Annotated in this window: 17 protein-coding genes and 1 pseudogene; 11 read left to right on the top strand and 7 right to left on the bottom strand. The window is 40.2% G+C overall.

Annotated elements, in window-relative coordinates; all coding sequences use genetic code 11:
• Positions 1-15: 15 nt before the first annotated feature.
• The 8 genes from F3G69_RS02255 (at position 16) to F3G69_RS02220 (ending at position 7322) form a co-directional block, all read left to right on the top strand.
• Positions 16-1089 (top strand): quinone-dependent dihydroorotate dehydrogenase, encoded by a 1074-nt coding sequence (locus F3G69_RS02255; RefSeq protein WP_149714382.1) that lies wholly within the window; start codon positions 16-18, stop codon positions 1087-1089.
• Positions 1090-1100: 11 nt separating this feature from the next.
• Positions 1101-2342, top strand: coding sequence for a M16 family metallopeptidase (locus F3G69_RS02250; protein WP_149714284.1), 1242 nt, complete (start codon positions 1101-1103; stop codon positions 2340-2342).
• A gap of 26 nt (positions 2343-2368) precedes the next feature.
• A complete protein-coding gene (gene dapA / locus F3G69_RS02245) occupies positions 2369-3238 on the top strand; it encodes a 4-hydroxy-tetrahydrodipicolinate synthase (protein WP_054197407.1) in 870 nt (289 codons plus the stop codon).
• Positions 3238-4026 carry an enoyl-ACP reductase gene (locus tag F3G69_RS02240; RefSeq protein ID WP_149714283.1) on the top strand — a complete coding sequence of 263 codons (789 nt, stop codon included), beginning with the start codon at positions 3238-3240 and terminating at the stop codon, positions 4024-4026. The genes dapA and F3G69_RS02240 overlap by 1 nt, the downstream gene beginning before the upstream one ends.
• A gap of 31 nt (positions 4027-4057) precedes the next feature.
• Positions 4058-4603 (top strand): CDP-diacylglycerol--glycerol-3-phosphate 3-phosphatidyltransferase, encoded by a 546-nt coding sequence (gene pgsA, locus F3G69_RS02235; protein WP_103559735.1) that lies wholly within the window; start codon positions 4058-4060, stop codon positions 4601-4603.
• A gap of 2 nt (positions 4604-4605) precedes the next feature.
• Positions 4606-5502 (top strand): hypothetical protein, encoded by an 897-nt coding sequence (locus F3G69_RS02230; protein ID WP_149714282.1) that lies wholly within the window; start codon positions 4606-4608, stop codon positions 5500-5502.
• A gap of 75 nt (positions 5503-5577) precedes the next feature.
• Positions 5578-6687: an RIP metalloprotease RseP gene (rseP, locus tag F3G69_RS02225; RefSeq protein WP_149714281.1), complete on the top strand. Its 1110-nt coding sequence runs from the start codon at positions 5578-5580 to the stop codon at positions 6685-6687.
• The gene (locus F3G69_RS02220) at positions 6687-7322 is read left to right on the top strand and encodes a YggS family pyridoxal phosphate-dependent enzyme (protein WP_149714280.1); all 636 of its coding nucleotides are present in this window, start codon (positions 6687-6689) and stop codon (positions 7320-7322) included. Before rseP ends, F3G69_RS02220 begins: the two co-directional genes overlap by 1 nt.
• Before the next feature lie 82 nt (positions 7323-7404).
• Here the strand turns inward: F3G69_RS02220 and F3G69_RS02215 are convergent, their stop codons facing one another.
• The 7 genes and pseudogenes from F3G69_RS02215 to F3G69_RS02185 form a co-directional block, all read right to left on the bottom strand.
• Positions 7405-7974 carry a ComF family protein gene (locus F3G69_RS02215; protein WP_149714279.1) on the bottom strand — a complete coding sequence of 190 codons (570 nt, stop codon included), beginning with the start codon at positions 7972-7974 and terminating at the stop codon, positions 7405-7407.
• The gene (locus F3G69_RS02210) at positions 7974-8531 is read right to left on the bottom strand and encodes a YajG family lipoprotein (protein ID WP_107784760.1); all 558 of its coding nucleotides are present in this window, start codon (positions 8529-8531) and stop codon (positions 7974-7976) included. Before F3G69_RS02210 ends, F3G69_RS02215 begins: the two co-directional genes overlap by 1 nt.
• Positions 8532-8542: 11 nt before the next feature.
• The gene (locus F3G69_RS02205) at positions 8543-9265 is read right to left on the bottom strand and encodes a hypothetical protein (RefSeq protein ID WP_087577142.1); all 723 of its coding nucleotides are present in this window, start codon (positions 9263-9265) and stop codon (positions 8543-8545) included.
• Positions 9259-9489, bottom strand: a complete 231-nt coding sequence (locus F3G69_RS02200; RefSeq protein ID WP_148805944.1) for a 2-hydroxymuconate tautomerase family protein — start codon at positions 9487-9489, stop codon at positions 9259-9261. The genes F3G69_RS02205 and F3G69_RS02200 overlap by 7 nt, the downstream gene beginning before the upstream one ends.
• A 202-nt stretch (positions 9490-9691) precedes the next feature.
• Complete coding sequence (gene lepA / locus F3G69_RS02195; RefSeq protein ID WP_103600834.1) at positions 9692-11482, bottom strand: translation elongation factor 4; 1791 nt, start codon at positions 11480-11482, stop codon at positions 9692-9694.
• Between the two features lie 118 nt (positions 11483-11600).
• A complete protein-coding gene (locus F3G69_RS02190; protein ID WP_149714278.1) occupies positions 11601-12521 on the bottom strand; it encodes a cation diffusion facilitator family transporter in 921 nt (306 codons plus the stop codon).
• Positions 12499-13303, bottom strand: a pseudogene (locus tag F3G69_RS02185) (ABC transporter six-transmembrane domain-containing protein). Before F3G69_RS02185 ends, F3G69_RS02190 begins: the two are co-directional and overlap by 23 nt.
• A 229-nt stretch (positions 13304-13532) precedes the next feature.
• Here F3G69_RS02185 and F3G69_RS02180 point away from each other — a divergent pair.
• The 3 genes from F3G69_RS02180 to F3G69_RS02170 form a co-directional block, all read left to right on the top strand.
• Positions 13533-13907 (top strand): cupin domain-containing protein, encoded by a 375-nt coding sequence (locus F3G69_RS02180; RefSeq protein WP_107696318.1) that lies wholly within the window; start codon positions 13533-13535, stop codon positions 13905-13907.
• Positions 13908-13935: 28 nt separating this feature from the next.
• The gene (locus F3G69_RS02175; protein WP_149714277.1) at positions 13936-14571 is read left to right on the top strand and encodes an NAD(P)-dependent oxidoreductase; all 636 of its coding nucleotides are present in this window, start codon (positions 13936-13938) and stop codon (positions 14569-14571) included.
• Positions 14572-14687: 116 nt separating this feature from the next.
• Positions 14688-15097 (top strand): Rrf2 family transcriptional regulator (locus F3G69_RS02170; protein WP_149714276.1); only part of this gene is annotated, 410 nt, incomplete at its 3' end.

The following is a 15097-nucleotide window of genomic DNA, read 5'->3' as shown; positions in this document are numbered from 1 at the left end:
TTTAAAGAGGTTAAAATGAGCTTAAACTACGATACTTTAAAATCTATATTTTTTAAATTTGATCCAGAAACAGCCCACAAGATCGCTGAAATCGCGATGGTCGGAGCAAATAAAATTTTTCCAGGATCATTAAGCTTTGTAGCAAATAAGTGCGTGGTCGATGACAATGCGCTAAAACAAAATTTATTTTCAAGCACTTATCACAACCCAGTTGGCATCGCAGGTGGCTTTGATAAAAACGCCACAATGTTTGAGGCGCTTACCGCACTTGGCTTTGGGTATTTAGAATTTGGCACATTTACACCAAAACCGCAGCCTGGCAATGATAAACCAAGGCTTTTTAGACTCATAGATGAAGAGAGCATCCAAAATGCGATGGGCTTTAACAACGATGGCTGCGAGGCTATCAAAAATAGAGTAAAAAAGATATATCCTTTCACCATACCAATCTGGGCAAACATCGGTAAAAACAAGGTCACACCAAACGAAGACGCGATAAAAGACTATGAAATTTTAGTAAAAGAATTTAGTGAAATTTGCGACACATTTGTCATAAACGTCTCATCGCCAAATACACCAAATTTAAGAGCCTTGCAAGATGAGAGCTTCATAAAAGAGCTTTTTAGTGTCATTTTACCACTTACCAAAAAACCAATCATCTTTAAAATCGCTCCAGATATGAGCCACAAAGATGCGATCGAGCTTTGCAGCTGCGCGATAGAAAACGGCGCTAGCGGAGTGCTCGTTTCAAATACAAGCGTTGATTACTCGCTCTCTCACTCGTCAAATTTAAAGGATTTTGGCGGACTAAGCGGTAAGGTGATCGCTAAAAAGTCAAAAGATATCTTTAAAGCCGTTGCAGACGAGCTTTATGGCAAGACGACGCTTATCGCATGTGGTGGCATAGATAGCGGTGCAGAGGCGTATGAACGCATAAAAATGGGAGCAAATTTAGTGCAAATTTTTACAAGCTTTATCTTTAAAGGGCCGATGATCGCAAGAGATATAAATTTAGAAATTTTAGAGCTTTTAAAGCGAGATGGCTTTGCCTCTATTAGCGAAGCAGTCGGCATAGATGTTAAAAAATAAAAGGCAAAAGATTGATAAAATTTAATAAAACAAAACTAGAAAACGGACTTGAAATTTATCACGTACCCATAAATCCTGGCTCAAAGGCGATAAGCGTCGATGTCTTTTATAAAGTTGGATCAAGAAACGAAGTGATGGGCAAAAGTGGCATAGCTCACATGTTAGAGCATCTAAATTTCAAATCAACCAAAAATTTACGAGCTGGGGAGTTTGACGAAATCGTAAAAGGCTTTGGTGGCGTAAATAACGCAAGTACTGGCTTTGACTATACCCACTACTTTATAAAAGCGTCAAATGAAAATTTAGACAAAACGCTTGGGCTTTTTGCCGAGCTTATGAAAAATTTAAGTCTAAAAGATAAAGAATTTCAGCCAGAGCGCGAGGTGGTGCACGAGGAGCGCAGGTGGCGAACAGACAACAACCCTATGGGACACCTCTACTTTAGGCTCTACAACCACGCATTTATCTATCATCCATATCACTGGACACCGATAGGCTTTATAAAAGATATCGAAAACTGGAATATCTCCGACATAAAAGAATTTCACGCTACTTTTTATCAGCCAAAAAATGCCATTTTAATGATAAGTGGCGACATCGGCAAGGATGAGGCATTTAAACTAGCTAAGAAAAACTTTAGCAGTATAAAAAATAAAAGAGCCATCCCAAAATCTCACTGTAAAGAACCTGAACAAGACGGAGCCAGAAGAGCAATCATCTATAAAGATAGCCAAACACAAATGCTAGCGATCGCTTATAAAATCCCAAATTTTAAACACACTGATCAAGTAGGGCTAAATGCGATAAGCGAATATCTAGCCACTGGCAAAAGCTCTATTTTACAGCAACGTCTAATCGATGAGCTAATGCTCGTAAATCAAATTTATGCTTATAATATGAGCTGCGTTGATGAAAATTTATTTATATTTTTAGCAGTTTGCAACCCAGACGTCGAAGCAAGTGTGGTTGAAGATGAAATTTTAAAGATCATAGATGATTTAAAAAATAAACCAATCGACAAAGATGATGTTTTAAGAGTTAAAAATTTGATAAAAACTGATTTTATATACTCATTTGAGAGTGCAAGCAAAGTTGCAAATTTATACGGCTCATACCTTGCTAGAGGTGACATAAAGCCACTTTACGAGCTTGAAAAAAATATCAATAAAATCGATGCAAAACTTTTAAAAGATATAGCAAATAGATATTTTAATGAAAAAACCAGCACGACAATAATTTTGAAAAAGGAATAAACGTGGAAAATTCGCTTCAAGGTGCGATGACCGCACTCATTACGCCATTTAAAAATCAAAAAGTAGATGAAGTCAGTTTTGAAAAGCTAATAAAAAGACAGATAAAACACGGCATAGATGTTGTTGTGCCAGTTGGAACCACTGGCGAGAGTGCAACACTAACGCATGATGAGCATAGAATTTGTATCGAAATAGCCGTAGATGCGTGTAAAGGCACAAATGTAAAAGTACTAGCTGGCGCTGGCAGCAACGCGACTCACGAAGCTATTGGTATCGCTAAATTTGCTCAAGCTCATGGTGCTGATGGCATCCTTTCAGTTGCGCCCTATTACAATAAACCAACGCAAGAAGGGCTTTATGAGCACTACAAAGCCATTGCAAATAGCATTGAAATCCCTGTGCTTCTTTATAATGTTCCAGGTAGAGTTGGAGTGGATATCTTGCCAGCGACCGTTTTTAGACTTTTTAAAGAGTGCAAAAATATCTACGGCATCAAAGAGGCTACAGGTAGCATAGATAGATGCGTCGATCTACTAGCTCACGAGCCAAATTTAGTAGTCATTAGTGGTGAAGATGCGATCAACTATCCTATCATATCAAATGGCGGCAAGGGCGTTATCTCAGTTACTGCAAACCTCTTGCCAGATCAAATTTCAGAGCTTACGCATCTTGCAATGAACGAAGAGTACAAAAAAGCAAAACTAATAAACGATAATCTATATACGATAAATAAAACGCTCTTTTGCGAAAGCAATCCGATACCGATAAAAGCAGCGATGTATCTAGCTGGACTAATCGACTCTTTAGAGTACCGCTTGCCACTTTGCAAACCAAGTAAAGAAAATTTTAAAAAGATAGAAGAAGTAATAAAAAATTACGAAATAAAGGGTTTTTAATGAAGGACACACTAAACGAATTTAAAGGTAAAACACTAGTCATCAGCGGCGGCACCAGAGGCATCGGCAGAGCCATAGTTGAAGAATTTGCAAAAGCTGGTGTAAATATAGCATTTACCTACAACTCAAACGAAGAGCTTGCAAAAGAACAAGCAAAAGAGCTTGAGACTACTTACAAGATAAAAGCAAGAGCTTACGCACTAAATATCCTCGAGCCGGAGACTTATAAAGAGCTATTTTTAAAGATAGATGAGGATTTTGATAGGATTGATTTTTTCATCTCAAATGCTATCATCTCAGGTCGCGCAGTAGCTGGTGGATACACTAAATTTATGAAGCTAAAACCAAGAGGCATAAACAATATCTTTACAGCAACAGTAAATGCCTTTGTCGTAGGCACTCAAGAAGCTGCAAAACGCATGGAAAAAGTGGGTGGCGGCAGCATCATCAGCCTATCATCTACTGGAAATTTAGTCTATATCGAAAACTACGCAGGTCACGGCACAGCAAAAGCAGCCGTTGAAGCCATGGCAAGATACGCTGCGACCGAGCTTGGCGAGAAAAATATCCGTGTAAATGTCGTAAGTGGCGGCCCTATCGAGACAGACGCGCTAAGAGCCTTTACTAACTACGAAGAGGTGCGCGATATGACAGCAAAGCTTAACCCACTAAACCGCATGGGACAGCCGACTGATCTAGCTGGAGCATGTCTATTTTTGTGCTCATCTAAGGCTAGCTGGGTGACTGGACATACATTTATAATAGATGGCGGCACGACTTTTAAATGAGAGTGAAATTTCTAAGCATAAAGGCATATTTGTGAGTTTAAATTTACCAAATGCGTTGGCATTTTTTAGGATATTGCTAGCTCCGCTTATGTTTTTTATGCTCGTAAATGCGCCAGAAATTTTTACGCAAATTCACATAAGCTGGATAAACTACTTCGCAGCCCTCATCTTTGTGATCGCCTCGGTGACCGACTTTTTTGACGGCTACATCGCCAGAAGCTGGGATCAAAAGACCAAGCTTGGCGCCATCCTTGACCCACTAGCTGATAAGATGCTAATTCTTGCTGCATTTTTGGGTCTCATGATGCTTGGCAGAGCGAGCGCTTGGGCTGTTTATCTTATCTTGATAAGAGAGTTTTTTATAACTGGCTTTCGTGTCGTGATGGCAAGTGATGGCGTCGAAGTCGCAGCTTCGATGGCTGGCAAGGTAAAGACCGTTTCGCAGATGTTTGCGGTTGGATTTTTGCTGATGAGCTGGCCTGGTGGCGAGCTTTTGCTATGGATAGCTGTTGCGCTTACGCTTTATTCTGGATTTGAATACATCTTTGCCTATGTAAAAGCGATGAAAAAGAGTTAAATTTGAGCTACGACCTGCAAGAGATTATTTTAGAACGCACTGCAAATTTAGAGCCAGCGCTACAAAAACAAGCAAAAAAACTAAATCAAAAGATCATCAACACAAATTTCTATCACGATGCTAAAAATTTAGAAAAGATCGGCGGTGTGATCAGCCCTGAGCTAAACGAATTTTTACTAAGCTGCGCTTTAGAATACGACAAAACCCATGCAGATAAATTTGATACGTTTGATAACGACATAGAGACTTTGCGTGGCATTTGGAGCGCGATGAGCTTTTCAAAAAGCCCTGAAATTTTAGACTATCTAAGCACACAGACCACTCGCTCGATATCGCACCGCTCGTTTGCCCACAGATACATCTTTGAAATTTTACGCTTGCAAGAGAAGGCCGGTCGTTCGCATCCGCTGCTTGCAAAGCTTTATGACTATTATGATAGCTTGCAAGCAAAACTGCCTATATATGAGCTTTTGCGCCGTATAGGCGTGAGTCCTGCTGATCCTTATGATTTTAATATCTCGCTAAATGCTGTAAATTTTGGCTACTGGTTTAGCAATCAAGGCTTAAGTGATGAGGAGTTAGCCAGTAAATTTCACTTAGAAATTCGCCTTTTTGCACCATTTGTGTATGATCACACATTTGAGATAGAGCTTAGAAACGACGCTGTGCCAAGGGCTAGAATAAATTTTAACGATGATGACATGAGCTTTTTGCAAGAGCTGCCAAAAGATATTTTGCCCCGCCCTGATATTTTAAATTTAGAGCCTTTCATTGATCAAGTAAAGTCACGTTTTGATTTGAAATTTGACCTAGATGATAAAGACAAAACTTATTTTAGCCTCAGCAAAGGGCTAAATAGAGCCAAAACACTCTCTTGGCTAAGAGAAATTTTCGCCTAGATGGCAAGGCAAATTTGAGAGTAAATTTATAAATTTTGGCTAAAATTTCATCAATTTTTTCAAAAAAGGTAAGTTTTGAAAGGCATTCTCTTCACGCTAGCCCTGCTTTGCATCGGGCTTTATGCGTATTCGTTTTATTTTTTAGTGACCGTTTTAGCCATTAGTTTTCTCATATTTTTTCACGAGCTTGGTCACTTTTTGGCAGCAAGGACGCTTGGCGTAAAGGTAAATACCTTTAGCATAGGCTTTGGCGAGAAAATTTACACCAAAAACGTTGGCGGCACCGACTACTGCCTAAGCGCGATCCCGCTTGGCGGATACGTGCAGCTAAAAGGGCAAGACGACACCGACCCAAAAGCCAGAAACTACGACCGTGATAGCTATAACGTGCTAAGCCCTATAAAGCGAATTTACATCCTCTTTGCAGGGCCATTTTTTAACTTTATCTTGGCGTTTTTTATATACATTTTGCTTGGATCTATCGGAGTTGAAAGACTTGCGCCAAGTGTAGGCCACATAGCTGAAGACTCAGCAGCTGCAAGCGCTGGACTAGCTAAAAATGATAAAATTTTAGAAATAAATGGCGTAAAGATAAACGAGTGGGACGAGATTAGTAAAAATGTAAAACTTGAGCCAAGCACCATTTTGATAGATCGCAACGGCTCGCAAATGACTATAAATTTAACACCAAAAATAGGCGAGACGGTAAATCTATTTAATGAAAAGGTACAGCGCCCATTGATTGGGATCTCTCCAAATGGCGAAGTGGTAAAAATTTACCACACTGGTCTTGCAGGCATAAATTTTGCCTTTAGTGAGACGATCGAGGCATCAAAACTAATCTTTAAAAGCTTTACCAAACTAGTAAGCGGAGCCGTACCACTAAAAGAGGTTGGCGGTATCGTACAGATCGCTGATGTCACTTCAAAAGCTGCAAAAATAAGTCTTGGCGTGCTTTTAACGATCGTCGCTTTAATCTCGGTAAATTTAGGCGTTTTAAATTTATTCCCCATCCCAGCACTTGATGGTGGCCACATACTTTTTAACTTATATGAGCTAATTTTTAGACGCGAGGTAAATGAGCGAGTGCTCACAACACTTACCTACTGTGGCTGGGCGCTACTGCTTGGCATAATGGTGCTTGCAACCTTTAATGACATTATGAGATTAAGCGGAGGTTTATAATGATAGTTTTAAAAGAGCTGTTAGAAAAGATAGAAAATTTAAGCAAAGATGTGACACTAATCGCCGTTAGTAAAAACGTGACATGCACTGAAGTAAGAGAGCTTTACGCGCAAGGGCAAAGAAATTTTGGCGAAAATAGAGTCCAAGAGCTAGCCAAAAAAGAGCTAGAACTGCAAAATTTTGCTGATATAAAATGGCATATGATCGGCCGATTGCAAAATAACAAAATAAATCAAATGATAAGTCTAAAGCCAACACTTTGGCAAAGCTGCGATAGCTTTGAAAGAGCCGTAGAGGTCGATAAAAGGCTTAGCTATAAGCTAGATACTTTGCTTCAGATAAACTCAGCTGATGAAGATACAAAGCAAGGTGTAAGCGTAGCAAATGCGGCAGAAATTTATGAGCGCATCCAAAGCGAGTGTAAAAATATAAATTTAAAAGGTGTGATGAGTATCGGAGCGCATGTGGATGAGCCAAAAGAGATTCAAAAGAGCTTTGAGCTTACTTATAAAATTTTTGAGAGCCTAAAGCCAAAAGGTGCAGCTATATGCTCGATGGGCATGAGTAGCGACTTCGAGCTAGCGATAAAATGTGGATCAAATATGATTCGCCTTGGCACTATGCTTTATCTATAAATTTATCGCTTTTGCCTGATTTGCCACTATTGCTGGAGTTTAGTAAATTTCTAGCCAAAAAGACTTAGGCAAAAATTAAAATTTAATATTTAGCGTCAGCCAAAACTAGAGCAAAAAGTACTTTTACGCCAGCTTTTTCTAAAGTATTTTTAGCCTCAAGTATCGTAGTGCCAGTAGTTACGATATCATCTACTAAAATAACTGGCGCAGTGATCTTTTTTAGGATTTTAAAATTTCTTGGGTTATTTTGCCTAAATTGCAAATCCTTGCCACTATAGCTAATCTTACTGGTCGCATGCAGTGCGTGAAATATGGGCTTTAGATTTTTAGCCCTTAGTGCATTTGCCAAAATAGCCGTGTGTGAGTAGCCAAAATGAACTCTATCATCTATAGGCAGAGCATAGACTTTCTCCGGAAAGCTAAAGCTTTTAAAAAATTGATTAAATGCAAATTTAGCTAAGTTTTTATATATAAAATATCCGTGCATTTGGTGCTTGGAGTGGATGAGTTCTTTTATTTCAGAGTAGCCGTAAAAGCTATAAATTTTAAAGCCCTCTAGTTCTCTTACTATCGGGCTTGGCTCGCTTAAAATTTGTGAGCAAATTTTACAAAATGTATTTAGCGTAAAGCTCTTGCAAAACGCACAAAACATTAGCTATTTAAAATAGCAATTGCAGTGCGTTTGATGGCATCATTTATTATTTCAGTCAAAAATGATTTAAATGCTCCACCTGTGGGAATCAACTCAAATTTGGTTTGATTATTTGAAATATTTTTAACGATGCTTTGATCGCCTTTTTGGATCTTAAGCGTGATCTTAATATTACCTTTTGTATTATCAGTGCCGTATCCGCTCATATTTGCTTCAAACTCGTTGATAAAAATTTCAACTACAACGCCACCCATGCCATTTACATTTGCACCGCGCGCCATAAGCTCTTTTTTGAGCGAATCGCTAAAATAAGTAGCAAGATCGTTTTGAAGCACGACATATTCTTTTACGGTACCTTTGCTATCAGTGATCGTAGCAATGGTACTTTTGTTTTTGCGGTTGTCATGCACTGCGCTTATATAGGCCTCAAAGCCGCTATTTTGTTGGCTCGCAGCAGCCTTATATGGATCAAATGCGACAACACTTTGACTTGGTGCACAACCAGTTAAAAATAAAACAAAAAGTCCAAAAATAGCTAAAAATTTAAATTTATTCATCGTTTTTCCTTTTAAAGTTTAGTGATCTCATCGGCTACCTTTATCGCAGCTTGTTTAACTAAAAGTGCTATAAAAAAGTCAAACTGACCAGACTCTGAAGCCTCTAGCTTCTCCACATGGTGCCTAGTCGAGATAGGTAACGTTTTTTTGAAATTTATATTTGAAAGAATAAGAAGCCCATTTAGATGTCCGTTTAAAATTTCTGAACTTCCCGAATAGCTTCCTCTAAGCTCGTCAAATCTAAAATCAAGCCTGTACGTGTAAGGTGATGTTTGAGTATCGACAACAACGATTCCACGAGAATTTAACTCACGCTGCAAAAACATGTAAAAAAGCACTTCAAGGCGCGGGTTTGAGTTAAAAACTGCAGTATTTCCTTCAACGCCCGTATAATATATCGATCTAGCGCTACTTCTAGCATCGACAATCCTGTGGAAATAAACCTTTTTTAGCCCAACATTGGTATCGATCATATTTTTTTCCAAGCAGCAGTTTATTGCTACATCACTTTTATATTTGACACCATTTATAAAAAGACCATCGCCCCTGCCTTTACAAGCACTACAATCAGCCGGTATCCTCATAACCTCTTCAAAATACATCTTATCTTCGCTGTTTATGCTCGCACTTTGCACACCGTCTATACCCTCACACGATAGACAAAGACTAGCTTTAGCCACGCAGCCAGTTAGAAAGATAGCTGCAAAAACTGCTAATAATGTCGTTCTTAGCATTTTACTTCCTTTTGCTCTTTTTGTTTTTTGCGGAGATTTTTCACACTCTCGCCTGCGATGCCGTAGTTATTCGTATCGATCTCATCGATAATAACAACGGTATTTTGAGCGCTTCTACCTAAAATTTCGCTTATTAGCTTTGTAACTCCGCTTATCATCTTCTCTTTTTGCTCAACACTTGGGCTATTGCCCTCTTTTGTCACACAAATTTTCACAAATGGCATAATGCTCCTTTTTGCAAATTTAGTATTTAAAATTTAATCAAAAACAAAAACCAAAAGCGACCGTATCACCAGCTCAGAATAAGGCGAAATATTTTGTGGTGATTTTGAAAGCTGTGACGTGAAATTTTGGTGCAGATAGAACATGTGGTTCATCAAGCCAAAATTTCACTAACTCTTTCAAAAGGACACAAAAGATAAGCCGCTAGTCTATTTTTAAGACTGATAAGAACGCCTCTTGCGGTAAATTCACCTTACCTATCGCCTTCATGCGTTTCTTACCCTCTTTTTGCTTTTCAAGCAACTTTCGCTTACGCGTAATATCGCCACCGTAGCACTTGGCTGTGACGTTTTTACCCATTGATTTTACGGTTTCTCGGGCGATTATTTTGTTGCCGATGCTCGCTTGTATCGCTACTTCAAAAAGCTGACGAGGCACGATCTCTTTCATCGCCTTTACAAAGTCCCTGCCCTTTGTCTGCGCCTTGCTCTCAGGCACGATGATAGAGAGTGCATCGACCGTTTCACCAGCCACTTTGACATCAAGCTTTACTAGATCGCCTACGCGGTAGTCGCTAGGCTCATAATCAAAGCTCGCGTAGCCTTTTGTGCTTGATTTTAGTTTGTCGTAAAAGTCCATAACGATCTCGTTCATCGGGATGTCATACTCTAGCAGCACGCGATCAGTCGTGATGTAATCCATCTTCGTTTGTATGCCACGGCGGTTGTTTAAAAGTGTGATGATGTTGCCCAAAAACTCGCTTGGCGTGATGATAGTCGCCTTCACGTATGGCTCAAGGATTGAGTCTATTTTATTTACTGGTGGCAGCTGGCTTGGGTTTTGTATCTTTAAATTTAGCCCATCAGTTTGGATGACTTCGTATGTCACGGTCGGCGCTGTAGCAATGAGATCAAGATCAAATTCGCGCTCCAGCCTCTCTTTAACAACCTCCATATGAAGAAGACCTAAAAAGCCAACCCTAAAGCCAAATCCAAGTGCGACCGAGGTCTCTGGCTCGTAGCTAATGGAGCTGTCATTTAGCTTTAGCTTATCCAGTGCGTCACGTAGATCTTCAAATTTATCAGTTTCTATCGGATAAAGTCCCGCAAATACGAACGGCTTGGCTCTCTCAAAGCCGCCAACTGGCTCTTTTAGGGGATTTCTTGACTGCGTTATCGTATCACCAACCTGGACGTCACTAACATTTTTAAGTCCTAAAACTACGATACCAACTTCGCCAGCGCTAAGCGTTTTGGTCTTGATCGGCGCGATAGGATTTGGATACATGAGGTCAAGCACGATGTGCTTTTTGCCTGTTCCCATGACTAAAATTTCATCATTTTTTGAGATAGTGCCGTCATATACGCGAACGAGTGCAAGCGCACCAAGGTAGTTGTCAAACCAACTATCATAAATTAGCACCTTTGTAGGCTTGCTAACATCGCCATTTGGCGCAGGGATCCTCGTAATGATCGCTTCAAGCAGCTCTTTTATGCCAACGCCTGTTTTTGCGCTCACTTCGATCGCTCCTGAGCAGTCAAGTCCGATGATGTGCTCGATCTCGTCTTTTACCCTAGCAGGATCAGCCGCAGGTAGGTCGATCTTGTTGATGACTGGGATGATCTCTAGGTTGTTTTCTAGCGCGATATAGACGTTTGCGATAGTCTGCGCCTCTACACCCTGAGAAGCGTCCACCACGAGCAGCGCGCCCTCACAACTAGCTAAAGAGCGGCTCACCTCGTAGCTAAAATCGACGTGGCCCGGAGTGTCAATCAAATTTAGGACGAAATTTTCACCGTTTAGTGCGTAGTTTAGGCGAACAGATTGGGCTTTTATCGTGATGCCACGCTCTTTTTCGATATCCATCGTATCCATGATCTGACTACTCATCTCACGGTCACTGACGGCGCCACACTCCTGAATAAGGCGGTCAGCAAGCGTGCTTTTGCCGTGGTCGATATGAGCGATGATGCTAAAGTTTCTAATGTTTTTCATATAAGTTTTACTTTTTACTAAATTTTGGGCTTTATTTTGCCTAAAGTTGATTTAAATGCCAATAAATATATTTTTATCATAAGCCCGTCACTAGAGCTTGGCTCTATTCTTAAAAATCTTAATGACAATGTCCAAAGTGCTCATGTCCTTCATCGTCATTTAACTCGCAGATGAGATCGTCTTTATGTCCAAGGTTCTCACTTTCAAACTGAAGCGTGACGTGACCGATGCCTGCGTGAGAAAGCTCGTGCTCGATGCGCTTTATCATCTTTGAAATTTCAGCCACGCTTAGCGCATCATCCACCACCACATGGGCTATGAGCGCGTTTGTGCCAGCATTTATCGCCCAGATATGTAGGTCATGCACGATTTTAACGCCATCTACGCCCTTTATAACGCCTAAAATTTCATCCGTATCAAGCTTAAGCGGCACGGCTTCTATCAGGATATTAAAGCTATCTTTTAGCAAGCTAGCGCCACTTTTTATGATGAGTAGCGAGACAAAGATACTTGCGATGCTATCGGCCTGCGTGAAGTTAAATTTCATCACAAGAAGTGCCGCGACGATGGCACCAACCGAGCCAAGCGTGTCGCCAAGCACGTGCAAATAAGCACCTTTCATATTTAAATTTTCTTTTGTATCAGCACTTTTATGCATATAAATAGCTACGACTAAATTTACCACAAGCCCCAAAATGCTAACAAAAAGCATCGTCTCAGCTTTGATCTCTGGCTCGTTAAAAAGCCTGATGATAGCTTCGACTACGACAAAGACTGCAAGTGCGATAAGAGCGATGGCATTTATGAAAGCAGCGATGATCTCGACCCTTTTGTAGCCAAAGGTCTTTTGTAAATTTGCCCTTTTTTCTGCGATCTTAAAAGCAATCAGCGACAAAAAGAGAGCCGCAGCGTCTGAGAGCATGTGAAATGCGTCGCTAACAAGCGCAAGCGAGTTTGAAACGAAGCCAAAAACGGCCTCAACTATCATAAACGTGAAAATTAGAAAAAATGAATTTCTAAGAACGTTCTTGTTGTGCATCATTGTCCTTCTTTTGGGCGTCGATCCTCTTGCCGATATCTTTTAAATTTGAAAATTCCTCTATGAGCTTTGGCGAGTCATCAAGACTGATGACGAAATTCCATATATAGGTCATCACAGAGTAGATGTGGCCGGCATTTGTCTGCTGCGAGCTTAACACTATTATCGCCACCAAAAAGAGCAGTGAAGCGCTAATGCCGATGATAAAATAGCTCATCGCCTCCCTATTTGAGATCGCTATACGAAATTTAGAAACGACATCGTAGTGCCTATTTAGCGTGCTTTTGTTAAAAACACCTATCACCTTTGCCTCTTTTTCTAGGCGGTCATTTAAGCGAAGATAAAGGTCGTCATTTTTCTTAATATATCTTGGTAAAAATATAAGAAAAGCGATCATTACGGCAAAGCACGCCACAGCGACCTTTGGCTCAACAAAAATGAGCATAAACGCTGAGCCGATGATCGAAATAACCGATGTAAAAAATATAGGAAAATGCGTCTCAAAGAAATTTACAAACTCTCGCGAGAGCGCTACTCTGGCGATGATGGCGGAGTCGTCTTTGGCATTTTGTTTTTCATTCATGATGACATTTACAGCAAGCTTTGCGTAGATATTTGCAAAATTGCGTATCCACGCGGCGTCTAATGGCTCCTACAAGCCACGCTATGAGCACAAAAAGTGCGTAAATGAGAGCATTTAACGTATTTCCTTGCATGATTGCGTTTATCGCAAAGCCCGCAAATATCGGGTATGCTAGAAAAAGTCCGTTCTCTGCTAGCACCAAAGCAAAGGTCAAAATGAGCTTTTTGTTATGCTCGGTCGCTATGCTCTTTAGCGTTTTAAAGGCGTTATTTTGCAAATTTACTCCTAGAATTTTTTGCAAATTCTAGCCCAAATTTATAAAAATTTGAAATTTTTTGTTGTAACTCTTGACATTACAACAAAAAATTATTATACTTCGCTCATCAGTTGTAAGTAAAAAGATTACAACATAAAAATAAGGAGAAAAAATGAAAAATTATCAGGTTGCAAAGGTCGCAAACGAGCCAAGAGTCGAGCTAAAAGAAGCTTTAAATTTAACTGGCTGTGAGGTATCTATAAATGAGCTTGCGGCAAATGTAAGCGTGCCATTTGTCCATGCGCACAAGCAAAACGAGGAGCTTTACATCATCACTGATGGCGATGGCGAGCTCTTCATCGACGGCGAAGTGATAAATGTAAGCAAAGGTGACGCGGTGCGCATAGATCCAGAGGGTAAGAGGTGCTTTAAAGCTGGCAAAAACGGCATCAAAATGATCTGCATCCAGACAAAACGCGGTAGCCTAGAGCAATACACTATGAGCGACGGCGTGATAGTTGATGACGTAAAGCCAAGCTGGCTCTAAATTTAAAGACAAATTTAAAGGATAAACAATGAAAATAGCAATCATAGGTGCAAACGGCAAAAGCGGTGCAAATTTAGTAAATGAGGCGCTAAAACAAGGTTACGACGTCACAGCGATCGTTAGAAACAAAGAGTATAAAAATGACAACGTTAAAGTCATATATAAAGATATTTTTGATCTAGCCAAGTCCGATCTAGCAGGCTTTGATGTAGTTATCAGTGCATTTGCCGCTTGGACACCAGAGACCTTCCCACTCCACAAAAAGGTTGCTGCTCATCTTGCAAATTTGCTAGAGGGTAGCGACACAAGACTACTTGTAGTTGGTGGCGCTGGCACATTATTTGTAGACGATAAGGGCACAATGGTGATGGACACGCCAGACTTCCCAGCTGCATATATGGGTGTGGCAAAGGCGACTGCAGAGTCTTATTTTGAGCTAAAAGGTAGGAGCGATTTGCTCTGGACATATGTAAGTCCAGCAGGTGACTACGACGCAAATGGTGCTCGTACTGGTAAATACGTGCTTGGTGGAGATAATCTCATCTTAAACTCAAAAAATGAGAGCTATATAAGCTATGCAGACCTTGCGCTTGCGATCATAGACGAGCTAAAAAATAAAAAATTTATACAAAAACGCTTCACGGCAGTTGGCGAGCGAGCATAAAATTATAGATTTGACATAGCTGGCACAAAAAGCCAGCTATGTCAAATCCAAACTAAAAAATAAACTGCTTTTAGTAAAAATTTAAAGTATAATCAGAGAAAATTTCAAGGACAATTGTGCAAGTAGGGATTAAGTTTTCAACCGCGGTTCATGTAGTTTTAGCAGCTTGTTTTTTCAAAGACGAGAAAGTCACGAGTGAATTTATAGCAGGTAGTATAAACACGAATCCAGTCATAGTTAGGCGTCTGCTTGGCACTCTAAAGGCTGCAGGACTTGTGAATATTGTAGCTGGAGTTGGTGGTGTGAGTCTTGCGAAAGAGCCAAAAGATATAACCCTCCTTCAAATCTTTAACGCAGTAAATGATAAAGAAAAACTTTTTAAGATCCACTCTGACTCACCTAAAGCCTGCCCACTTGGTAGCAAGATCGAAGGCCTCTTAACCCCTCCCCTCCTAAAAGCACAAGAAGCTTTAGAGAATAGTTTAAGAAACATTACTTTACAAGATCTATTAGATGAGCTTATTAA

Source organism: Campylobacter concisus (assembly GCF_902460625.1).
GTDB lineage: Bacteria > Campylobacterota > Campylobacteria > Campylobacterales > Campylobacteraceae > Campylobacter_A > Campylobacter_A concisus_AD.
This window is presented reverse-complemented; position numbering and strand designations above follow the sequence as displayed.